Below are 21,568 nucleotides of genomic sequence, written 5' to 3' on the forward strand. Positions count from 1 at the left end.
GTCCCTTGGAGTGTGATGAACGAGCAATCAGCTACGCCGAAGATCGGTGCCGCCCGGCGGAGCAGGTACGGCCATGCCGCCCCCGCCGCGGAAGTCCTGGCCATTACCAACGCCGCAGCGCCCCACAGCGAGGAAATGCGTGGGCGGATGATCAAGTACGCGCTGGCCATGGGAATCCGCATGGTCTGCCTGGTCCTCATTTTTGTTCTTGACGGCTGGTTCAAGCTCATCCCCGTTGTCGGTGCAGTGGTCCTGCCCTGGGTTGCCGTGATGATCGCCAATGGCGGCGCTGACCTCGCCCATCAGGACACCGTGGAACTCCTCGACGATGCGCCCCTGTACGCGGTCACGGGAGACGGTCCGAAGACTTTCGACGCCGAGCCCACCTCCGCGGACATCCTCGCCGGGGAGATCGTCCCGGACCAGGAAGAGCCCACGGAGGAGGAGCGCCATGAACATCTTTGACATGCTGGCGGGCGAAGGCTTGGCCCGCCCCGACACGCAGGGGTCCGCACCCGACCCACAGGAAAACCCCGTGTGCTCCCGCAAGGGTTGCCGCCAACCCGCCACGATGCAGTTGCTGTGGAACAATCCCAAGATTCACACAGCCGAGCGCCGTAAGATCTGGCTGGCCTGCCCCGACCACGTTGGATGGCTTGAGGATTACTTGCAAAGCCGCTCCCTGTGGAAGGAAACCCTGCCCATGAACCCTAAGGATTCCGCCTAGTTTATGAAGACGTACAAGTTTCTGTTCTCCGGCAAGTGGGTGGGCTACTTTGCCTTGGCCCTGGTCTTCGCCGTTGCCTGCGTGGCCTTGGGAAACTGGCAGATGAACCGCCGCAATGCCGTGGTTGCGAACATCACTAAAATCCAGCAGAACTACGCCGGCACCATCGTTGATTACAAGGATGTTGCCGGAAATTTTCAGGCCCTGGATCCTGCCAAGGAATGGACCCAGGTACGCATGCGGGGCACGTACCAAACTGCCGACCAGCGCATCGTGCGCAACCGCCCCCTCAACGGCGCGCCCGGCTATGAGGTGCTGGTGCCCCTGAAGCTGGACAACGGCGACACCGTCATCATCGACCGCGGCTGGCTGCCGATCGGCAACAAGCGGGCAGGACATCCCGACGTCGTGCCGCAGCCCGAATCCGGTGTTGTAACCGTCGTGGCACGGCTCAAGCCCGCCGAGCCGCAGCTGGACCGCGGTGCACCCGCCGGACAGTTGGCTTCCATTGAACTCAAGGACTATGCGGCTCAGCTGGACTATCCCATCAAGACCGGTGCCTACGGGCAGCTCGCCACGGAGAACCCCGCAGCCGCCGGCAATCCCGTGCCGTTCCCCGCACCGTCAATTGACGAAGGGTCGCACCTGAGCTATGCAATGCAGTGGATCGCCTTCGGCATCCTGGCCTTTGTGGGCTTTGGCTACGCGGCACGGATGCAGCGCCGCAATGACGACTTCGACGCCCTCGATGCGGCCGAGTCAGGGGTTCCCGTGGAGGAACTTTATGGCCGGGGCTCCGCCTTCCATCCGCGCCGGCACCCCAAGGTCCGCAAACCGGGTGCCCGCCCCACGGCCGAAGAGGCCGAGGACGCACTCCTGGACTCCCAAGGGTTCTAGCCCCGCGCCGCACCGTCCGCCGTGACACTTGTCATAGAATCGGGGCATGACTGCTGAGCTGAACACCACCCGCACCGGCTCCCTTGCCGGATTCGATCCGACCGTGGACAACGTGCGCACGGCGCTGCTGTCCGCCGGGCTCACGGACACTGTGATCCTCGTTCCCGACTCGGTGGCCACCGCTGCCACGGCAGCGGCTGTCCTAGGCTGCGAGGTAGGCGCCATCGCCAACAGCCTGGTCTTTGAGTGCGACGGCCGCCCGCTGCTGATCCTTGCCAGCGGCGCTGCCAAAGTTGATGTACGAAAGGTGGCCCGCGAACACGGACTGCCCAAGATCAGCCGGGCAAGTGCCGACTTTGTCCTGGAGCATGCAGGCCAGCCTGTGGGAGGCGTCGCCCCGCTCGGCCACCCGGCCCCCCTGCGCACCTTCCTGGATACGGACCTCGCCCGGTACCCGGTGCTGTGGGCCGGTGCCGGAAGCCACCGGGCCATGCTGTCGATCAGCTACCAGGACCTTCTTGGCGCAACGGGTGCAAAAGAAACTGCCGTGCGCTAAGCAAGCGCACGGCAGTTTCTCCATGTCCAGGGAGGGCTCGGGGATCAGGCCAGGGTGATGAGGTCCAGATAATCCGGGTTCCAGAGGTCCTCGTCACCGTCGGGCAGAAGGACCACACGCTCGGGGTCCAGCGCCTCAACGGCGCCCTCATCGTGGCTGACGAGCACGACGGCGCCGCTGTAGTTCTTCAGGGCACCGAGGATCTCCGCACGGCTGGCAGGGTCGAGGTTGTTCGTGGGCTCATCGAGCAGCAGCACGTTCGCGCTTGAGGCAACAATGGTGGCCAGCGCCAGACGCGTCTTCTCACCACCGGAGAGGACACCTGCGGGCTTGTTGACGTCATCGCCCGTGAAGAGGAACGAACCAAGGATGCCGCGCACCTCGGCGTCGTTCATGTCCCCTGCCGAGGAACGCATGTTTTCAAGCACTGTCCGGGTGACGTCAAGGGTGTCGTGTTCCTGGGCGTAGTAGCCCACCTTGAGGCCGTGGCCGGGAATGATCTCACCCGTGTCGGGCTGGGCCACACCTGCCAGCATGCGCAGCAGGGTGGTCTTGCCGGCACCGTTGAGGCCAAGGATGACAACCTTTGAGCCCCTGTCGATGGCAAGGCTGACGTCGGTGAAGATCTCGAGGGAGCCGTAGGACTTGCTCAGGCCTTCGGCCATCAGCGGGGTCTTGCCACAGGGGGCAGGCTCCGGGAAACGCAGCGCTGCGACGCGGTCCTGGGCGCGGACCTCTTCCAAACCTGCCAGCAGGCGCTCGGCGCGCTTGGCCATGTTTTGTGCGGCAACGGCCTTGGTGGCCTTGGCGCGCATCTTGTTGGCCTGCTCCATGAGCACGCCGGCCTTCTTTTCAGCGTTGGCGCGTTCCCGGCGTCGGGCGCGTTCATCTGTTTCACGCTGGGCCAGGTACTTCTTCCAACCAAGGTTGTACTGGTCGATCGTGGCGCGGTTCGCATCAAGGTGATAGACCTTGTTGACTGTCGCCTCAAGCAGTTCCGTGTCGTGGCTGATCACGATCAGCCCGCCCTGGTGGCTCTTGAGGAAGTCCCGCAACCAGGCGATGGAGTCGGCATCGAGGTGGTTGGTGGGCTCATCCAGGAGCATTGTCTGGGCACCCGAGAACAGGATTCGTGCCAATTCAACGCGGCGGCGCTGGCCACCGGAAAGGGTCTTCAGCGGCTGGTTCAGGATCCGCTCAGGCAGGGCCAGATTGGATGAAATGGCGGCAGCTTCGGCTTCTGCTGCGTAACCGCCGCCGGCCAGGAACTCCGCTTCCAGGCGGTCATAGCGGCGCATGGCCTTGTCGCGGATGCTGTTGTCATCACTGGCCATGTCGGCTTCTGCCTTGCGCAGCTTGGTGATGACCTTGTCCAGGTCGCGGGCAGCCAAAATCCTGTCCTTGGCCAGCTGTTCCATGTCGGGGGTGCGCGGGTCCTGCGGGAGGTACCCGATCTCTCCCGAGCGGGTCACCTTGCCACCGGCAGGAAGGGCCTCACCGGCCAGGACACGGGTCAATGTGGTCTTTCCGGCACCGTTGCGACCCACCAGGCCGATCTTGTCACCTTTGTCGATGCGGAATGATACTTCGTCCATGAGCAACCGCGCTCCTGCGCGTAACTCAAGGTCTTGGACCGTAATCAACGTAGTAACCTTTCAAAGAATGGGTAGGTGCCGAACACGCAATTCGCAGGCAATGAATGCCGCGGTCAACGTTGAACAACCTGTTTAGTCTAACGAGGTTCCGGCACAACGAAAATCCCCACGCGAGGAAAGCACGGAGAATGAATCGAACATCACGCCAGGTGGCAGCCTCACAGGCACAGCCGGCCCCGAGTAACTTCGGCAACACGGCACGCCGCCGCCAACGCTGGGGCGCCATGGATCTGTCGCTCATCGCGGTTTTTGCCGCCCTGCTGGCCGCCTCCATAGCCATTCCCGGCATCCCCGTGGGGCCCCTCGGCGTTGCCATCACCTTGCAGACACTCGTTGTCAGCCTCTGCGGCCTCGTACTGGGTCTTGGCCGCGGAACTGCCGCCGTTGGCTTGTACGTCCTGCTGGGCCTGATCGGCCTGCCCATCTTTAGCGGTTTCCGTGCGGGCCCGGCCGTCCTGGCGAGCCCCTCCGCCGGTTACATCGTCGGCTTCATCTTTGGCGCTGCGGTGGTTGGCCTGCTCGCCGGCTGGGCCGTCAGGCGCCGCTTCAAGGTCGCCGGGCTGCTGGGCGCCTCACTTGCCGGCATGGTCGTCATCCACATCTTCGGCATTGCCGGCTTTGTCAGCAAGGGCATGGCACTGCCTGTCGCCATCGGCGCCGACGCCCTCTACCTGCCCGGTGACATCCTCAAAAACGTCATCGCCGTTCTCATCGCACTGAGCCTGCACCGCGCCTTCCCCGAGTTGTTGGTGCGCCGCAAAAAGTGACACCGAATCATTCAGTCGTCCTTGAATCAGCAGCTGTCACCATTGAGGCAGCCGATTCAGGGACGGCCGCCAAGACCATCCTGCAGCCCACCAGCGTGGCCCTGACCGAGCAGCGCATAGCGATCATCGGAGCCAACGGGTCTGGAAAATCAACGCTTCTGCGGCTCCTGAACGGCCTTGTCCTGCCCAGCACTGGCACCGTCAGGATCAACGGCCTGGACACTCGCACACAGGGTTCGGCAGTGCGGCGCACGGTTGGCTTTGTCTTTACCGATCCCCTCTCGCAGCTTGTCATGCCCACCCCGGTGGAAGACGTGGAGCTGTCCCTGCGCCGGCTCAAGCTGTCCAAGCGGGACCGGCGCAGCAAGGCACGGGAGATTTTGGCGGGCTACGGCCTGGACGGCGTGGCGGAGCACAGCATTTACGAGCTTTCAGGCGGTGAGCGGCAGCTTGCGGCCCTTGCCAGCGTCTTGGCCGTCGAGCCGGCCATTGTTGTGCTCGATGAGCCCTCGACCCTCCTTGACCTGCGCAACACCCGGCTGTTGAAGGAGCGACTTGCCACGCTCCCCCAGCAGGTCATCATGGCCACCCACGACCTCTCCCTGGCCGCGGGGTGCGGGCGGGTCCTGGTGGTCAATGACGCCGCCGTCGTTTTCGACGGGGAGCCCGGGGCCGCGATTGCCCACTACACGGCCTTGGCGGGCTAGTGCGCGGCCATGCCCATCTGGTGGCCGGCTACGTCCCCGGAGCCTCGCCCGTCCATCGCACCCCGCTGTGGGGCAAGGCCGTTTCGCTGCTCCTTGTGGCGGTGCTGTGCCTTGGCTCCCCCGCCGTCTCGGTGGTTGCCGGCGTCGGAACCACGACGGCGGTCCTCGCCCTGGTTGTCGCGGCCCACTTTGTCGCGGGGCTTCCCGGGCGGCGGTTGTGGCGGGCTGTCAGGCTCATGCTGATCTTCCTTGTCCTGATCGGCGCCTACCAGTGGTGGCAGCACGGACCCTGGACGGCGTGGCAGGTTGTGGCGTCGATCCTGGCCACCGTGCTGGCCTCCAACGTGCTGACGGCCACGACCCCCGTTGACGAGCTGTTGGACGGACTCTCGGCGCTGGTGCTTCCCCTGGCGCGGGTTGGCGCCGATCCCGAAAGGTTCGCCCTCACCGTGGCGTTGATGCTGCGCAGCATCCCCTTCATCATTGGCGCGTTCGGCGATGTCAGGGACGCGGCACGGGCCCGCGGGCTCGAGCGCAACGTGCTGGCGCTGTCCCTGCCTGTCGTCATTGCCACCGTCGGCTATGCGAAGGCCACGGGTGAGGCACTCGCCGCACGAGGTCTCGGCGATCCCGACGAGGACTGACTGCCTCACCTGGGCTTCGCTGCGTGCCATTCGAACAGCGTTGAGATGCCCATGCCGCCGGCCATGCTGATCATGGCCAGGGCTTGCGCTCCGGCCTGCCCGCGTTCCGATGCCTGTGCGAAGAGCCGCACCACCGACACTGCCCCCGACGCCCCGTACGGGTGGCCCAGGGCCAGTGCGCCGCCGTCGAGGTTGAACCGCGCAGGGTCCCAGTCAAGCACATCGGCCGTGGCCAGGACCTGCGCGGCGAACGCCTCGTTGAATTCGACCAGGCCGCCGTTGGGTTCCCGCCCGATCCGCTGCGTCAGGAGCCGCGTCGAGGCGGCGGCACCCACGCCCAGCAGCTTGGGGTCGTTGCCCGCCACGGCACTGTCGATAAACACCAGCCCGGGCATTCCCACAGACCTGGCACGTTCCAGCGTCGTCACAAGAACGACGGCGGCCCCGTCGCTGAAGGGGCAGGAGTTGCCTGCCGTCACCGTTCCGCCGTCCACAAAGGCGGCCGGGAAGCGGGCCAGCAGACCCTCGGTCAGGGTGGGCCGCAGTCCCTGGTCGGCAGCCAACCCCGCCAGGGGCAGCAGCTCGGCGGCAAAGCGGCCCGACCGCGACGCGGCGACTGCCCGCCGGTGGCTTTCGAGGGCATAGGCGTCCTGCCTGCTGCGTGTCACGCCGAAGTGGTGGGCTACGTTTTCGGCGGCCACACCGGCGTCGGGGTCACCCATGGCAAGGGGCGAAAACTGGGCCCGTTCGAAGAAGTCGAGCCCGCCGTCGGGGCGTTTGTGCGCGCGTGCCGGGGCCGTGCTGATGCTCTCAACTCCCCCGGCCAGATAGTTTTCCCCGGCGCCGGCCTGGATCAGTCGGCACGCCAGGACAATTGCTTCCAGCCCCGACCCGCATTGCCTGTCAACCGTGAGCCCGGGAACTGTGATGGGAAGTCCGGCGCTCAGCGCTGCCAACCGGGCCACATTGCCGCCGCCTCCTGTTGCGTTGCCAAGGATGACGTCGTCCACCTCCGCCGGGATCAGCGGGGCCTGCCCCAGGACTGCCGCAAACAGCGGCACGGCAAGATCGTGGGCACGGATGTCCTTGTACGCGCCCCCGCCCTTTGCCGTGGGCAGCCGCCGGGCCGCAATGACGATCGGGGTGCGGGAGTCACTGGATTCGTTGGGCACGGGGATCCCCCCTTTCAATCCAATCGAGCAGCATCACGCGGCTTGGCTTGCCCGCCGCCGTTTCGGGCATCTGCGTCAACACGTAGTAGGCGCCGGGCCTGTGCGCGGCCGGAAGAGTGCGGGCCTGTGCGCGCAGCGCGTCCACGGCATTCTTCTGCGGCAGGGACGCACTGAACACCCCCACCACGATTCTTTGGCCCCTGTGGGCATCCGTCAGTCCTCCAGCCAGGACCACCAGGTGCGGGTTCCCGGCCGAAAGGACGGTTTCTATTTCCTGGGGATAGACATTGTTGCCGGCCACCAGCATCATCTCGGAGGCGCGGCCCATGACCATCAGAGCGCCGTTTTCGTCGAGAAACCCCTGGTCACGGACGGTGTGCCAGTTCGTCTCTCGCGATCCTCCCGCCCCGCTGTCCAGGGCGCCGAAGGCCAGGTGGTCCTCACCCCACGCGTAGCCGTCGCTGACATACGGGCTCCTGACGTAAATACTGCCGATCCGTCCCGCAGGCATGTCCTGCCCGTCGCCGCCGATGATCCTGATCTCGACGCCGGGAAATGGCTGCCCCACCGTGGTTGCACCCTGGCCCGGCGCCGCCTCCATGGCAGCGATGAAGCCGAGTTCGGCGGCGCCGTAGTACTGGTGGATCGTCGCGTTCGGCGCCCACGCGCGTGCCGCGTGCAATGTTTCACCCGACAGCGCGGATCCTGCGCAAACAATGCTGCGCAGGCCCCGCGAACAGCGCTCCGCGGCCAAACCGGCGTCGGCCATGAGCTTGAGCACGGAGGGCACCACGACAAGCCGTGTGACGCCGTATTTCTCGATCGCCGCCAGGGCTGAACGTGCCGAAAAGCCCGCCAGGCCGACGAACGTTGAGCCGCTGGCCAGACATTCAGCCAGGGCATAGAGGTTCATGCTCGCCGACGGCGGACCGGGCACCAGGGTGACGTCGGAAGGTTGCAGGCCAAAGTAGTCGATGCTGGCGGCAATCGAGCTCCGCCAGGAGACGCGCGAACGGGTGAAGGCTTTGGGAATACCGCTGGTTCCGGAGGAAAAGCCCAGAAGGAACGTGGTTTCTTCGGACCCGGCCCTCCCCTGGGCGGGCTGGATGTGCGTCGCCGCCCACGCACCGGCGGCCTCACGGACCGAATCCTTGAGGGCGGCGGGCCATCCGGCATCAAGGACCGCCGCTGTTCCTTCACCCGATATGGCGGCGCACAGGGCAAGTGCCAGGTCGGCGCCGTCGGGCGTGTCTATGACACCCAGTCCGGCAGCGGCCGGTGGGGTGCACACGGCGGACAGCTGCGCATAATTGAGCGTGCGTCCTCCGACGATGACGGCGGGGTGCTCCGGGCGGCGCTGGGCCCACTGCTGGAGTTGGTCTGTGAAAGGCATCGACTTCATGGTAAATCACAACGGCCGCAGGGTGTCTCGCAATGGCAGTGGGCGGGCGTACTAGTCTGGTCCCATGACTTTTAATGAGGGGGCCCGCCTGAACCCATCGCAGGCGGAGGACAGGCGCGGCGGCATGGGCCGCGGCGGCAAGGTGGGATTGGGCCTGGGCGGCGGCATCGTGGTGTTGATCGGCGCACTGCTGGGCATCAACCCGGATCTTCTGGCCGGGCTGGTTGGGGATACCGGCAACGAGCCGGCGGCGAGCGAGCAATCGGGCGCGGCCCTTGAGAGCTGCAAAACCGGCCAGGACGCCAACAACCGCCTCGACTGCCGCATCCTTGGCACGGCGAATTCACTGAACAGCTTTTGGCCCGGATACCTTGATAAGTACGGGGTCAAGTACTCGGTCCCGAAGACGGTGATCTTCACGGACCACGTCAGCACGGCGTGCGGTGCGGCCACCTCGGCCGTGGGACCGTTCTACTGCCCGGGCGACAACAAGGCCTATTTCGACCCTGATTTCTTCTCACAGCTGGAAACCCAGTTTGGTTCCTCGGGAGGGCCGCTGGCCCAGGAATATGTTGTGGCGCACGAGTTCGGCCACCACGTCCAAAACCTGACGGGCACCATCGGCAAGGCGCAACAGGACCCCAAGGGTGCGCAATCAGCCGCCGTACGAACCGAGCTGCAGGCCGACTGCTACGCGGGCATCTGGATGCGGTACGCATCGAGCCAGCCCTCGCCCGGTTCCTCGGTGCCGTTCCTGAAGCCGCTGGTGCAGAAGGACCTCAATGATGCGCTCTCGGCAGCCTCCTCTGTGGGCGACGACAGGATCCAGCAAGCTGCAACTGGCCGGACGAATCCCGAATCCTGGAGCCACGGGTCAAGCGGGCAGCGGCAAAAATGGCTTTCCACGGGCTACCAGAAGGCCGATCTGGCCGCCTGCGACACGTTCGCGACGCCAAGGGTCTAGTCGCATTAACGGCAGAAGCGCGCTACGGTTCCCGGAGCGGGGATGGATTTCACGAGGTCGCTCAGCGACCGAAGAAATCTTACTGCCCGCGAGAGAACTGTAGCGCGCGTCTTCCCTGCGACCTAGATGTTGAAGCCCAGGGCGCGCATCTGGTCGCGACCGTCGTCGGTGATCCGTTCGGGACCCCACGGCGGCATCCACACCCAGTTGATGCGCCATTCGTCAACAATCGGGCCAAGGGAGTTTTCCACTTGTTCCTCGATGACGTCCTGCAGGGGGCAGGCCGCGGTGGTGAGCGTCATGTCCAACAGCACAGCGCCATCATCGCCGTAGCGCAGGCCGTAGAGCAGGCCCAGATCGACAATGTTGACACCCAACTCCGGGTCAATGACGTCCATGAGGGCTTCCTCGATGTCCTCGAGGGATGTTTGGCCTGCAACTGAAGCTGCGCTTGTTTCGCTGATGTCAGTCATGGTTCCTTCCTAGCAGTCGGTAACGCGGCGGCGGTTAGGCCGTTGCCGTCTCTGCAACCTGGTAGCGGTCGTAGCCTTCTTCTTCCAGGCGGTCGGCGAGCTCGGGGCCGCCCTGCTCTGCGATGGTGCCGTCAACAAACACGTGCACAAACTGCGGCTTGATGTAGCGCAGGATACGGGTGTAGTGGGTGATGAGCAGCGTGCCAAGGCCGCCGGCGTCGATGGCGCGGTTGACGCCCTCGGAGACAACCTTCAACGCGTCAACGTCAAGGCCGGAGTCGGTCTCGTCCAAAACGGCGAACTTCGGGTGCAGCAGCTCAAGCTGAAGGATCTCGTGGCGCTTCTTCTCGCCACCGGAGAAGCCTTCGTTGACGTTGCGCTCGGCGAACTCGGGCTCGATGCGAAGCTGGGCCATGGCGGCCTTGACGTCCTTGGTCCACGTACGCAGCTTGGGGGCTTCGCCGTCGATCGCGGTCTTGGCGGTGCGCAGGAAGTTGGTCATGGTGACGCCGGGGATTTCCACGGGGTACTGCATGGCCAGGAACAGGCCGGCGCGGGCACGCTCGTCAACGCTCATCGCCAGGACGTCTTCGCCGTCGAGGGTGATGGAGCCGCTGTCAACCGTGTAGCGCGGGTGGCCGGCGATGGTTGAGGCGAGGGTGGACTTGCCGGAGCCGTTGGGGCCCATGATGGCGTGGGTTTCACCGGTGTTGATGGTCAGGCTGACACCTTTGAGGATCGGCTTGATGCCCTGCTCGGTCGCAATGCTGACGTGCAGGTCCTTGATTTCCAGAGTCGACATACTCTATTTTCTCCTAAGAATTTTTTTGTACGTGGGCCGCAACGCTACTGCGTGCTGACGCCGTTAAGAATGTTGGTGACGTCCACATAGACGTCGTTGCCGTGAATGCTCAGGGCAAAGACGGGCACGGGCTCAAATGCGGGCAGGGTCAGCGGCTGGCCTGTCGCCAGGTCAAAGGAACTGCCATGGGCCCAGCATTCAATGGTGCCGTCCTCCACGTCGCCTTCGCTGAGGGAAATCTCTGCATGGGAGCAGGTGTCCCCGATGGCGTGAAGCTTCCCGTAGGAGTCACGCACGATGGCGATGGGATAGTCCCCCACCTCGACGAGCAAGGAAGACTTGACCTGGACGTCCTCGTCCTGACAGACGATGACGCCGGCGGGCGTGGAGGAGTCACTCACTATGCTGTCGCCGCCAATTCGCGTTCGACGGCGTCGCGCAGGCGCTCTTCAAGTGCTGGCACCTTGATCTGTTGGATGACCTCGTTGAGGAAGCCGCGGACCACCAGGCGCCGGGCAACATCTTCTGCGATGCCTCGGGTCTGCAGGTAGAACAGCTGCTCGTCGTCGAAGCGTCCGGTGGCACTTGCGTGGCCGGCACCCTCGATCATGCCCGTCTCGATTTCAAGGTTCGGCACGGAGTCCGCGCGCGCACCCTGGGTCAGGATCAGGTTGCGGTTCATCTCATACGTGTCAGTGCCTTCGGCCTGCTTGCGGATGAGAACGTCGCCAATCCATACGGCGTGTGCACCGTCGCCCTGCAGGGCACCCTTGTACGTGACACGGGACTTGCAGTTCTTCGTTGAGTGGTCAACGAAGAGGCGCTGTTCCAGGTGCTGGCCGGCGTCGGCGAAGTACAGGCCGTACATCTCAACCTCTGCGCCGGTGCCGCTGTAGCGGGCTGCCGGAGTGGTGCGCAGCAAGTTGCCGCCAAGGTTGATGACGACGTGCTTGACCTTCGCGTCGCGGCCAACCTTGAGATGCTGGGCACTGGCATGCACGGCGTCGTCGTCCCAGTCCTGGATGCTGACAACCGTCAGGTTGGCGCCATCCTCAACGAGGACCTCGACGTTTTCCGAAAGAACTGCGGTTCCGCGGTGGTCAAGGACCACAACGCCTGTGGCGAACTTCTTCGCGTGGACCAGGATGTGCGAGGCAGCCGGGGTGTCGCCCTGGCCCGTGAGGGTCAAGGTGGTGACGTTCTCGGCGTTGCCGGCAAATTCCTGCGGCAGGGTCACAATGGTGGCCTCGGCGAAGTTCTCCCAGGCGGCCGCTGCAACGCGGTCCTCGGGGATGCCTGCCGAACCGATGCGGGCATCGTCTCGGCCCACGGTCTCGACGGTGACGCCGTCGGGCTTGGTGACCTCGACCAACGGTGCGGGACCGTTGAGTTCCTGGCCCTTGACCCCTACACGGTCAAGGCCGCGCAGGCGCTTGAGCGGGGTGAAGCGCCATTCCTCTTCACGGCCTGTGATGACCGGGAAATCAGCGAGCTTGTAGGAGGTGAGTCTGCCTGCACGGGAGGAATCGGGAACGCCGATGCCGCCGCCGTGGCTGTGTGCCTTGGTTGCAGCGCCGCCGAGCGGGCCACCTTCGGGGTTGATCTCGGAGAGGCTTTCGCCTTCCTCGGTCATGCCCTTGATGAAGCCCTGCGTCCAGACTTCGCCGGTTGTCTTTTCTTCTGTGAGCTCGGTCATTTAACCGACGGCCCCTTCCATCTGCAGTTCGATCAGGCGGTTCAGTTCAAGTGCGTATTCCATGGGCAGTTCCTTGGCGATCGGCTCGATGAAGCCGCGCACGATCATGGCCATGGCCTCGTCCTCGGGCATGCCGCGGGACTGCAGGTAGAACAGCTGCTCTTCGCTGACCTTCGAGACGGTTGCCTCGTGGCCCATGGAGACGTCATCTTCTCGCACGTCAACGTAGGGGTAGGTATCCGAGCGGGAGTAGTTGTCAACGAGCAGGGCGTCACAGCGCACGGTGTTGGCCGAGTGCGTGGCACCTTCGCGAATCTGGACCAGGCCGCGGTAGGCGGCACGGCCGCCACCGCGGGCTACGGACTTGGAGATGATGGAGGACTGCGTGTTGGGCGCAATGTGGACCATCTTTGAACCCGTGTCCTGGTGCTGGCCCTCTCCTGCGAAAGCAACCGACAGCGTCTCGCCCTTGGCGTGCTCGCCAACGAGGTACACGGCCGGGTACTTCATGGTGACCTTGGAGCCGATGTTGCCATCGACCCACTCCATGGTGGCGCCTTCGTGGGCGATGGCACGCTTGGTCACCAGGTTGTACACATTGTTGGACCAGTTCTGGATGGTGGTGTAGCGAACGCGGGCGTTCTTCTTCACCACAATCTCGACGACGGCCGAGTGCAGGGAGTCCGATGTGTAGATCGGGGCCGTGCAGCCTTCGATGTAGTGGACGTAGCTGCCTTCATCGGCGATGATGAGCGTGCGCTCAAACTGGCCCATATTCTCGGTGTTGATGCGGAAGTACGCCTGCAGCGGGATCTCAACGTGAACGCCCTTGGGGACGTACACGAAGGATCCGCCGGACCATACGGCAGTGTTCAGCGAGGCGAACTTGTTATCGCCCACAGGAATCATGGTGCCGAAGTACTCCTGGAAGATCTCCGGGTGTTCACGCAGCGCGGTGTCGGTGTCGGTGAAGATGACGCCCTGTGCTTCCAAGTCCTCGCGGATCTGGTGGTACACAACCTCTGACTCGTACTGGGCCGTGACGCCGCCGACGAGGCGGTTGCGCTCGGCTTCGGGGATGCCAAGCTTTTCGTACGTGTTGCGGATGTCATCCGGCAACTCTTCCCACGTGGTGGCCTGCTTCTCCGTGGAGCGCACAAAGTACTTGATGTTATCGAAGTCAATGCCTGAGAGGTCTGCACCCCAGGTGGGCATGGGCTTGCGGTCAAAGTACTTCAGGCCCTTCAGGCGCATGTCCAGCATCCACGCCGGCTCGCCCTTCTTGGCTGAAATGTCACGAACGACCTCTTCGCTGAGGCCGCGGCGCGCGTTGTCACTGGCTGCGTTTTTATCGGACCAGCCGAACGCATAGTTGCCCAAACCGTCCAGTTCAGGGTTTCTTTCGAGGATGTCGTGGTTGGTGGCATCCACCACGTCACCATGAGCGCTAATATCCTGCGCTAATTGATCCGTCATCACGGCCTTTCTTGCTGATGGTTGGAAATGGAGTTTGATAGGCCTTGGATTCGCACTGTGGCACCCGTTGTCGGCTCGGAGCCGGCAAGTTTGCGCACCACTGCACGGCCAGTGGGCACATGTGTGGTGCAGACGTGTCCGCCACTTGCCATGGTGGAGAGTCTGCGTACGTCAACGCCGATGAGCCGGGCAAAAACCTCGGTCTCGGCATCGCAAAATTCGGGGAAGGAGGTGGCAAGTTCCTGAATGGGGCAGTGGCCTTGGCACAACTGCTCGGCGGCCATGGCCGTACCGGAATTCAGGGAGTGGGAACTTGCTACGAAGCGGTCGGCATTCAGTGCAGCGGCAAGGGCCTTGGATCTGGCGGAAACGTCGCTGCCGGCGGCGTCGACCACCGGCTGGTACTTCGCCTCCATCTTGGCGAAGCGGCGTTGGGCAAATTCGACCACACCGGCCTCGCCGCGGGCCTCGGCCATCCCGGTCAGGGCCAGCTTGGCGATCTCAAGGTAGTCATCGCCGATCTCGGTCTGGCCGCGGCGTGAAACAACGTAGCGGCGGGCAGGACGCCCCGCGCCGCTCTTGGCGTTGCTGATGAGCTTGACCTCGATGAGGCCCTCGCGGGTCAGTGAGTCAAGGTGTCTGCGCACGGCGGCCGGAGTCAGCCCGAGCACCGAGCCCAGTTGGGCGGCACTGACGGGGCCTTGTTCAAGCACGGCCGTCAGGACACGGTCTCGGGTACGTTCGTCAGGGTCGACGGCGGGAATCGTCCCGGGGACTACGTGCTGACTCATTCACACCTCCACACCTATCGAAAGTAACAACGCTCGAATTAACCCAAAGCATTAGACAACACAATTATGCCGTAATTAGCAGGCTGTTGCCACTAAGGCGAGCCTATGTAACCATGGCAGGGACCGCCCCTCCGGCCAAACACCCACTTCAGTCGCGTACAATGGCCGCGTGACAAAGACACTTTCCCCTGCCCTGGAGATCTCCGGGCTCATCAAGGACGTGGGGCCCCTTCCGGCATTGGATGGCCGGATGAAACGCATTGTTTCCAACATTAGCCTGCAGGCACACTTTGGTGCAGTCACAGCGCTGCTCGGCGCCAACGGTGCCGGAAAAACCACCACGATCGAGTGCGCCCAGGGCCTGCAGAACCGCACCGGGGGCACCATCTCGCTCCTGGGCCAGGATCCGCAAAACGCCGACGCCGGCCTCCGCTCGCGCGTGGGCGTCATGCTGCAGGACGGCGGCCTGCCTCCGGCAGCCCGGCCCATCACCCTGCTGCGCCACGTTGCAGGGCTGTACAGGAACCCGCTCAGTGTTGACGCGCTGGTCCAACGGCTCGGCATCGGTGAGTTCTCGGACACAAACATCCGGCGCCTCTCCGGCGGCCAGAAGCAGCGCGTATCCCTGGCCGCAAGCCTGCTGGGCAACCCCGACGTGCTGTTCCTTGATGAACCCAGCGCCGGCCTTGACCCGCAGTCGCGCCTGATGGTTTTTGAACTGATCAGGGAACTGCGCGACAGCGGCAAGGCAATCATTCTCACCACCCACCTGCTCGACGATGCCCAGCGCCTGGCCGACTACGTCTATATCGTGGACAAGGGCGAGTCCGTGGCCCAAGGCACAGTTCAGGAGCTGTTGGCCCAGTCAACATCGGCGTTGGGCAAGCGGGCCATGACGTTCGAGGCCGCACCCCACCTCGACCTTGCCCCGCTGGTGCGCCCGGGACTCGAATGCAGTGAAACGCGCCCGGGCAGCTATAGGCTCTCAGGCACACTTGAACCGGCCGACCTTGGCCGCTTCGGCGCCTGGTGCGCGCAGCTCACGGCCGTGCCAACCTCCATCCACCTTGCCTCCCAGTCCCTCGAGGACGTCTTCCTTGCCATCTCCCGTGACGGCACGGCAGCCAACAGCAAGCCAGAAACCATGGGGATTTCATGAGCACACTCTTTCACGACGCCCCCGCGGGCGAGGCCGCGTCCCTGACGCGCCGGATCCTGAACCAGGGCAGGTACGAGGCAGCGACCATGCTGCGCAACGGCGAGCAGCTGGTGCTGATGGTCGTCATGCCGCTACTGGGGCTCGTGGCACTTGTCGCCACCCCGCTCCTTGACGGCATGGGCCATTCACGGGTTGCCATCGCAACCCCCGGCATTCTCGCGCTGTGCGCATTGTCGACGGCCTTCACCGGGCAGGGCATTGCCACAGGCTTTGACCGGCGCTACGGGGTGCTGCGCTTCCTGTCGACAACGCCGCTGGGCAAGGGCGGCCTCATCGCCGGCAAAGTCATCGCCGTGCTGGTCGCCCTGGCGTTGCAGGTGGTGCTGATCTCCACGGTTGCCGCGTTCTTAGGCTGGCGCCCGCCCGTGGCAGGGGTGCTGCTGGGCATCCCCCTGCTGATCCTTGGCGCGGCCGCGTTCACGGCACTGGGCCTGCTCATCGCGGGCACTGTTCGACCCGAGGCAACCCTTGCCATTACCAACCTCGGCTGGATCCTGTTCGCCGCCGTGGGCGGGATCGTGCTGCCCGCAGGCAAGTTCTCAAGCGTTCTCGCGGACTGGGTCCAGTGGCTTCCTTCAGGGGCGCTGGGCAACCTGATGCGGGCCGCCCTGATCGACAGCCGTCTTGACCTCATGGGTCTCATCATCTTGCTGGCGTGGGCAGCGGTTGCTTCCGTTGCCGCCGTCAAGTGGTTCAAATGGAATTGAAAGGCGTCTCCGAAGTGAGTCAAAGCAACACCGCATTGAAAACCGCATACCAAAATGTCACAGCGAAGCTGCCCACGGTAGTGACGCCCGCGATCAAGCGCCTTGCCGTCGGCACCCTGATCGGGCAGGGCGTATTGATCGTCTCCGGCGGCGTGGTGCGTGTCACCGGATCGGGCCTTGGCTGCCCCACCTGGCCCAAGTGCACCGCCGATTCACTGACCAACACCCCAGCAATGGGCATCCACGGCATCATCGAGTTCGCCAACCGCACGCTCACCTTCGTGCTGGCCGCCGTCGCACTTGCCCTGCTGATCATGCTGTGGAACATGCGCAAGGAGCGCAAGGAGCTGTTCTGGCTCGCCTTTGGCCTGCTGGCAAGCATCCCCGCCCAGGCGGTCATTGGCGGCATTACGGTCCTGAGCGGCCTCAACCCGTACGTGGTGAGCCTGCACTTCCTTGTCTCCGCCGCGCTGGTCGTGGTGTCGATGCTGCTTGTCAACAGGGCTTACGGCAGGACGGGCACGACGGCGCCACAGGGCCTTGCACGGCCCCGTCCCCTCATCCGGGGGCTGGTTGTAATCGCCGCCGTGGCCAGCTACATGGCTGTCGTGCTGGGAACGCTTGTCACAGGCTCCGGCCCGCACTCGGGCGACTCCACGTCGCCGCGCATGAACCTCGACGGCTACCTGACGACGCGCATCCACGTGCTGCCCGTGTACGTCCTGGTCGCCACCTCGCTGCTCCTGCTGCTCCTGCTATGGCGCAACGGCAGGGGCGACATGCTCCGCACTGCCTCATTCCTGCTCGTCGCCACCGTGATTATCCAGGGGCTCATCGGCTACTGGCAGTACTTCACGGGAGTCCCGATCCTCCTTGTCGGCATCCACATGCTCGGCGCCTCCCTGACCCTGGCAGTGGCAACGAACATCCTCGACGTGGCGCTGCGCCGCGGCAAGCACCTGTCCCCCGCGAAGTAGCGGCACAGCCTCAGGCAACACCCCAACCTAAGGCCCGGCTGGCCGCTACCATTGCGGCCAACCGGGCTTTTTGCTGACTGTTTCAGGCACCTCCCCACCCGCCACTGTCCAGCAGATGTCGTTATTCGAGCCCCAGGGACCAGCATTGCGACGATAAGTGGACACTCGACGCCCAGGAACGCGCGGGCTGGCCACACTGCGCCAAGGAGCGCCGCACGCCATAACCAAAAGCGGCCGGCGCCTCCCGTGTGGGAGGTGCCGGCCGCCGTCGTACGTGGTGAAGCTAACCCATCAGGGCCGAGCCTACAAAGGGGTCAACCGCAAGGGACAGGAACACCAGCGTGAGGTACGTAATGGAGACGTGGAAGACTTTCATGGCGTTCTTCTTGGTGACGAGGTCCTTCTTTGAGTTGCTGTACAGGGTATGTGCCTCGTACAGGAACCAGGCACCGGCGGCAGCTGTGACCACGGTGTAGACGATGCCGGCGCCGCCTAGCGGAACCATGAGCAGCGAGCAGGCGACCATGGCCCAGGTGTACAGGACCACCTGGACGGCAACGGTGCGTGAACCTGCCACGGCACCGAGCATGGGGACGTTGACGGCGTTGTAGTCGTCGCTGTATCGCATGGACAGCGGCCAGTAATGTGGGGGCGTCCACAGGAAGATGATCATGAACAAGATGACCGCGGGCCACTGGATCGTGTTGGTCACTGCCGCCCAGGCAATGAGGACGGGGAAGCAGCCTGCGGCGCCGCCCCACACGATGTTCTGCGAGGTGCGGCGCTTGAGGATCAGCGAGTACACCACCACGTAGACGAAGATGGCGCCGATGCCCAGCATGCCAGTGAGCGGGTTGACGCTCCACAGCAGTGCGATTGCAACAATCGTCAGGACCCACGAGAACACGAGCGCTTCACGCGGTGTGATGACACCCGTGACAAGGGGCCGCTTGGAGGTGCGGTTCATGATCTTGTCGATGTCGCGGTCAATGTAGCAGTTGAAGGCGCCCGAGGCGCCGGCCGCCAGCGCGCCGCCGACCATGGTGGCGATCATGAGCCACAGGCTGGGAACACCGGCCTTGCCCGAGAATCCGTGGGCGTAGAACATGGTGGGCAGGGTGGTGACCAAAAGCAGCTCAACAACCCGCGGCTTTGTCAGGGCCACATACCCCTTGGCCTTTTCTGAAAAACCGACAGAAACTTTTGGCGAAGTTTCCCCAGTCGGGGCATGCGTTGCACTCACGTGTGAAGTCACCATGTTTTCATTGTTGTTCCGGCGCCCATTGCGAAATCGGCGCTTTGTTGTTCATGCGGCCACGCCGGCACATGCCTGGTGGGATTGCCTGCGGCCGCAAAAATCCTTTTCCTATCTTAGCCGCCCCTGCGCGTGCAGCACTAAAAACATGAATGTCAAGAGTTGGCCTCCAAGTTCTCACGATATGAAAACCAATCACGCTTTGGGCGGCATGTCGTGTAACTTAAGAGACGCCAGACATGACCGGAACGGGCATCAGCCGCGTCCCGGCGGACTAGGCTTGAGCTTGCTGAAGCAATGCCGGGGCCAGGCACCCAACGACTGTTGTGTTGGTCACGCCTGCCCCACGTTGCATTATTTATGCCCATAACGAGAGGGACCTGTCAGTGTCACATCTGGAATTGCCAACATTTACCTGGACAGCTGAAGACAGGCGCGCGGTGGACACCGCCCGCATCTTGGCTGCTGACGCTGTGGAAAAGGTCGGAAACGGCCACCCGGGCACTGCCATGAGCCTTGCCCCCGCCGCGTACCTGCTCTTCCAGAAGGTCATGCGCATTGACCCGAAGAATCCCGACTGGATGGGCCGGGACCGCTTCATCCTGTCCCCCGGCCACACATCACTGACGCTCTATGTGCAGCTGTTCCTGTCTGGCTACGGCCTTGAACTCTCGGACCTCGAAGCGCTGCGCACCTGGGGTTCACTGACCCCCGGCCACCCCGAATACAAGCACACGGCCGGCGTGGAGATCACCACCGGACCCCTGGGCCAGGGCTTGGCCTCCGCCGTCGGCTTCGCGTACTCCCAGCGCCGCATGCGCGGCCTGATGGACCCCGACGCCGCTCCCGGCACCAGCCCCTTCGACCACACCGTTTGGGTCATTGCCTCCGACGGCGACCTCCAGGAAGGCGTGACGAGCGAGGCATCCAGCCTGGCCGGGCACCAGGAACTGGGCAACATGGTTGTTGTGTACGACTCCAACCACATCTCCATCGAAGATGACACCAACATCGCCTACTCCGAGGATGTCCTCAAGCGTTACGAGGCCTACGGCTGGCACGTGCAGCGCGTCGACTGGACCAAGACAGGCGAATACGTCGAGGACGTTGCGGAACTGCACGCGGCGCTTGCTGCGGCCAAGGCCGAAACCACCAAGCCCTCGATCATTTCCCTGCGCACCATCATCGGCTTCCCGTCACCGAAGAAGCAGAACACCGGCGCAATCCACGGCTCTGCCCTGGGTGCGGCCGAGGTTGCCGCCCTGAAGGAAACCCTGGGCTTTGACCCGTCGAAGAACTTCGAGGTCGAGCCCGCCATCCTTGAGCACGCACGCCAGCTCGTTGCCCGCGGTGCAGCGGCCCACGACGAGTGGAAGACAGGCTTTGAGGCTTGGAAGTCAGCCAACCCGGAAAACGCGGCCCTGCTCGAGCGCATCGAAAAGAAGGAACTGCCGGCCGGCTGGGAAGAAAACCTGCCCGTCTTCGAAGACGGCAAGGACGTTTCAACCCGCGTGGCCTCCGGCAAGGTCCTGAACGCTATCGGCGGTGTCCTGCCTGAACTGTGGGGCGGCTCCTGCGACCTCGCCGGATCCAACAACACCACCATCGAAGGCGCCGGCTCATTCGTGCCTGCCTCCAAGCAGACCGATACCTGGTCCGGCGGCCCCTACGGCCGGGTGCTGCACTTCGGCATCCGCGAGCACGCCGCCGCATCCATCGTGAACGGCATCCACCTCGGCGGACCGACCCGCGCATTCTCGGGCACGTTCTTGATCTTCAGCGACTACCAGCGCCCGGCCATCCGCCTGAGCGCACTGATGGGTGTCCCGTCCATCTACGTGTGGACGCACGACTCCATCGGTCTGGGCGAGGACGGCCCCACTCACCAGCCGGTGGAGCAGCTTGCGACCCTGCGCGCCATCCCGGGCCTTGACGTGGTGCGCCCCGGCGACTCCAACGAGGTTTCGGCTGCCTGGAAGAAGATCCTGGAAACCACCGACAACCCGGCCGGCATCGTGCTGACCCGCCAGAACATTCCCACCTACCCCCGCGGCACCGGTGCGGCAACGGCCACCGAGTTCGGTTCCGCCGCCGGCGTAGCCCAGGGCGGCTACGTCCTGGCCGAGGCAGTGTCCGACGGCGCAGTGGTCACCCCCGCTGTGATCCTGATCGCCACAGGTTCCGAGGTCCAGCTGGCCGTCGAGGCCCGCGAGGCTCTCGCAGCCGAAGGCATCGCCGCCCGTGTCGTCTCCATGCCGTGTGTCGAGTGGTTCCATGCCCAAAGCGCCGAATACCGCGAGCAGGTCCTCCCCGCCGCAGTAAAGGCCCGCGTCTCCGTTGAAGCCGGACTGGCCCTTGGCTGGCGCGAATTCGTCGGCGATGCAGGCCGCTCCATTTCCCTGGAGCACTTCGGCGCGTCCGCCGACTACAAGATCCTGTTCAACGAATTCGGCATCACCTCAGAAGCCGTGGCCGCAGCCGCCAAGGATTCCCTGGCCGCAGCAGGCGCCTAGTTCCAGCCACCCGGCAGCGGCAGCGCTGCCGGGTCCTGTGCCCCTTTAGATTTCACACATACGTTGCCGCTGCCGCCGGGCCACCCTTCGGGACAGCACGGCGGCATCGGGAATAGAACGCCTTGCCTGCGGTGCTGATGTAAACAGTTCCCAAGATGCAGGTCCTTA

General features: G+C 64.2%; 22 protein-coding genes. 12 read left to right on the top strand and 10 right to left on the bottom strand.

Translation table 11 applies throughout. The features are described from left to right. The first annotated feature begins 15 nt into the window (after positions 1–15). From AAGW05_RS09265 to AAGW05_RS09280, 4 genes are read left to right on the top strand one after another with little or no spacing between them, the layout of a single operon-like run. Positions 16–465, top strand: a complete 450-nt coding sequence (locus AAGW05_RS09265; RefSeq protein WP_411804219.1) for a DUF3099 domain-containing protein — start codon at positions 16–18, stop codon at positions 463–465. After that, a complete protein-coding gene (locus AAGW05_RS09270; RefSeq protein WP_411804220.1) occupies positions 452–727 on the top strand; it encodes a hypothetical protein in 276 nt (91 codons plus the stop codon). Before AAGW05_RS09265 ends, AAGW05_RS09270 begins: the two co-directional genes overlap by 14 nt. 3 nt (positions 728–730) lie before the next feature. Further along, positions 731–1,624: an SURF1 family protein gene (locus AAGW05_RS09275; protein WP_411804221.1), complete on the top strand. Its 894-nt coding sequence runs from the start codon at positions 731–733 to the stop codon at positions 1,622–1,624. Positions 1,625–1,670: 46 nt separating this feature from the next. Then, complete coding sequence (locus AAGW05_RS09280) at positions 1,671–2,180, top strand: YbaK/EbsC family protein (RefSeq protein ID WP_411804222.1); 510 nt, start codon at positions 1,671–1,673, stop codon at positions 2,178–2,180. Between the two features lie 44 nt (positions 2,181–2,224). On the opposite strand, the gene AAGW05_RS09285 is transcribed toward AAGW05_RS09280, so the two are convergent. Further along, positions 2,225–3,823, bottom strand: a complete 1,599-nt coding sequence (locus AAGW05_RS09285; RefSeq protein WP_411804223.1) for an ABC-F family ATP-binding cassette domain-containing protein — start codon at positions 3,821–3,823, stop codon at positions 2,225–2,227. A 140-nt stretch (positions 3,824–3,963) separates the two neighbouring features. On the opposite strand from AAGW05_RS09285, the gene AAGW05_RS09290 reads away from it, so the two are divergent. From AAGW05_RS09290 to AAGW05_RS09300, 3 genes are read left to right on the top strand one after another with little or no spacing between them, the layout of a single operon-like run. After that, complete coding sequence (locus tag AAGW05_RS09290; RefSeq protein WP_411804224.1) at positions 3,964–4,602, top strand: biotin transporter BioY; 639 nt, start codon at positions 3,964–3,966, stop codon at positions 4,600–4,602. Continuing rightward, a complete protein-coding gene (locus AAGW05_RS09295) occupies positions 4,599–5,309 on the top strand; it encodes an energy-coupling factor ABC transporter ATP-binding protein (protein WP_411804225.1) in 711 nt (236 codons plus the stop codon). Before AAGW05_RS09290 ends, AAGW05_RS09295 begins: the two co-directional genes overlap by 4 nt. Then, on the top strand, positions 5,309–5,953 hold the full coding sequence (locus AAGW05_RS09300) for an energy-coupling factor transporter transmembrane component T family protein (protein ID WP_411804226.1): 645 nt from the start codon (positions 5,309–5,311) through the stop codon (positions 5,951–5,953). Before AAGW05_RS09295 ends, AAGW05_RS09300 begins: the two co-directional genes overlap by 1 nt. 5 nt (positions 5,954–5,958) lie before the next feature. Here the strand turns inward: AAGW05_RS09300 and AAGW05_RS09305 are convergent, their stop codons facing one another. Continuing rightward, positions 5,959–7,125, bottom strand: coding sequence for a thiolase family protein (locus AAGW05_RS09305; protein ID WP_411804227.1), 1,167 nt, complete (start codon positions 7,123–7,125; stop codon positions 5,959–5,961). Next, positions 7,106–8,518 carry a class I adenylate-forming enzyme family protein gene (locus tag AAGW05_RS09310; RefSeq protein WP_411804228.1) on the bottom strand — a complete coding sequence of 471 codons (1,413 nt, stop codon included), beginning with the start codon at positions 8,516–8,518 and terminating at the stop codon, positions 7,106–7,108. Before AAGW05_RS09310 ends, AAGW05_RS09305 begins: the two co-directional genes overlap by 20 nt. A 73-nt stretch (positions 8,519–8,591) precedes the next feature. On the opposite strand from AAGW05_RS09310, the gene AAGW05_RS09315 reads away from it, so the two are divergent. Beyond that, positions 8,592–9,491 (top strand): neutral zinc metallopeptidase, encoded by a 900-nt coding sequence (locus AAGW05_RS09315; RefSeq protein ID WP_411804229.1) that lies wholly within the window; start codon positions 8,592–8,594, stop codon positions 9,489–9,491. A 122-nt stretch (positions 9,492–9,613) separates the two neighbouring features. Here AAGW05_RS09315 and AAGW05_RS09320 read toward each other — a convergent pair whose 3' ends face one another. The 6 genes from AAGW05_RS09320 to AAGW05_RS09345 are packed head-to-tail and all read right to left on the bottom strand — an operon-like array spanning position 9,614 to position 14,729. Next, on the bottom strand, positions 9,614–9,964 hold the full coding sequence (locus AAGW05_RS09320; protein ID WP_411804230.1) for a metal-sulfur cluster assembly factor: 351 nt from the start codon (positions 9,962–9,964) through the stop codon (positions 9,614–9,616). A 34-nt stretch (positions 9,965–9,998) separates the two neighbouring features. Beyond that, a complete protein-coding gene (sufC, locus tag AAGW05_RS09325; protein ID WP_411804231.1) occupies positions 9,999–10,766 on the bottom strand; it encodes a Fe-S cluster assembly ATPase SufC in 768 nt (255 codons plus the stop codon). A 44-nt stretch (positions 10,767–10,810) separates the two neighbouring features. Beyond that, on the bottom strand, positions 10,811–11,167 hold the full coding sequence (locus tag AAGW05_RS09330) for a non-heme iron oxygenase ferredoxin subunit (RefSeq protein WP_411804232.1): 357 nt from the start codon (positions 11,165–11,167) through the stop codon (positions 10,811–10,813). Next, the gene (gene sufD / locus AAGW05_RS09335; RefSeq protein ID WP_411804233.1) at positions 11,167–12,462 is read right to left on the bottom strand and encodes a Fe-S cluster assembly protein SufD; all 1,296 of its coding nucleotides are present in this window, start codon (positions 12,460–12,462) and stop codon (positions 11,167–11,169) included. Before sufD ends, AAGW05_RS09330 begins: the two co-directional genes overlap by 1 nt. Then, a complete protein-coding gene (gene sufB, locus AAGW05_RS09340; protein ID WP_411804234.1) occupies positions 12,463–13,938 on the bottom strand; it encodes a Fe-S cluster assembly protein SufB in 1,476 nt (491 codons plus the stop codon). It abuts the gene before it with no gap. Beyond that, the gene (locus AAGW05_RS09345) at positions 13,938–14,729 is read right to left on the bottom strand and encodes a helix-turn-helix transcriptional regulator (protein WP_411804235.1); all 792 of its coding nucleotides are present in this window, start codon (positions 14,727–14,729) and stop codon (positions 13,938–13,940) included. Before AAGW05_RS09345 ends, sufB begins: the two co-directional genes overlap by 1 nt. A gap of 169 nt (positions 14,730–14,898) precedes the next feature. Here AAGW05_RS09345 and AAGW05_RS09350 point away from each other — a divergent pair, with 169 nt between their 5' ends. Genes AAGW05_RS09350 through AAGW05_RS09360 form a run of 3 tightly spaced genes read left to right on the top strand, consistent with a single transcriptional unit; the run spans position 14,899 to position 17,632 of the window. Next, on the top strand, positions 14,899–15,888 hold the full coding sequence (locus AAGW05_RS09350) for an ABC transporter ATP-binding protein (RefSeq protein ID WP_411804236.1): 990 nt from the start codon (positions 14,899–14,901) through the stop codon (positions 15,886–15,888). Further along, entirely contained in the window at positions 15,885–16,655 is a 771-nt protein-coding gene (locus tag AAGW05_RS09355) for an ABC transporter permease (protein ID WP_411804237.1), read from the top strand. The genes AAGW05_RS09350 and AAGW05_RS09355 overlap by 4 nt, the downstream gene beginning before the upstream one ends. Before the next feature lie 14 nt (positions 16,656–16,669). Beyond that, positions 16,670–17,632, top strand: coding sequence for a COX15/CtaA family protein (locus tag AAGW05_RS09360; RefSeq protein ID WP_411804238.1), 963 nt, complete (start codon positions 16,670–16,672; stop codon positions 17,630–17,632). Positions 17,633–17,915: 283 nt separating this feature from the next. Here AAGW05_RS09360 and AAGW05_RS09365 read toward each other — a convergent pair whose 3' ends face one another. Further along, on the bottom strand, positions 17,916–18,887 hold the full coding sequence (locus AAGW05_RS09365; protein ID WP_411804320.1) for a heme o synthase: 972 nt from the start codon (positions 18,885–18,887) through the stop codon (positions 17,916–17,918). Between the two features lie 386 nt (positions 18,888–19,273). On the opposite strand from AAGW05_RS09365, the gene tkt reads away from it, so the two are divergent. After that, the gene (tkt, locus tag AAGW05_RS09370; RefSeq protein WP_411804239.1) at positions 19,274–21,400 is read left to right on the top strand and encodes a transketolase; all 2,127 of its coding nucleotides are present in this window, start codon (positions 19,274–19,276) and stop codon (positions 21,398–21,400) included. Positions 21,401–21,568: the final 168 nt, after the last annotated feature.

Source organism: Arthrobacter sp. LAPM80 (assembly GCF_046736435.1).
In the GTDB taxonomy this organism is placed as follows: Bacteria; Actinomycetota; Actinomycetes; order Actinomycetales; family Micrococcaceae; genus Specibacter.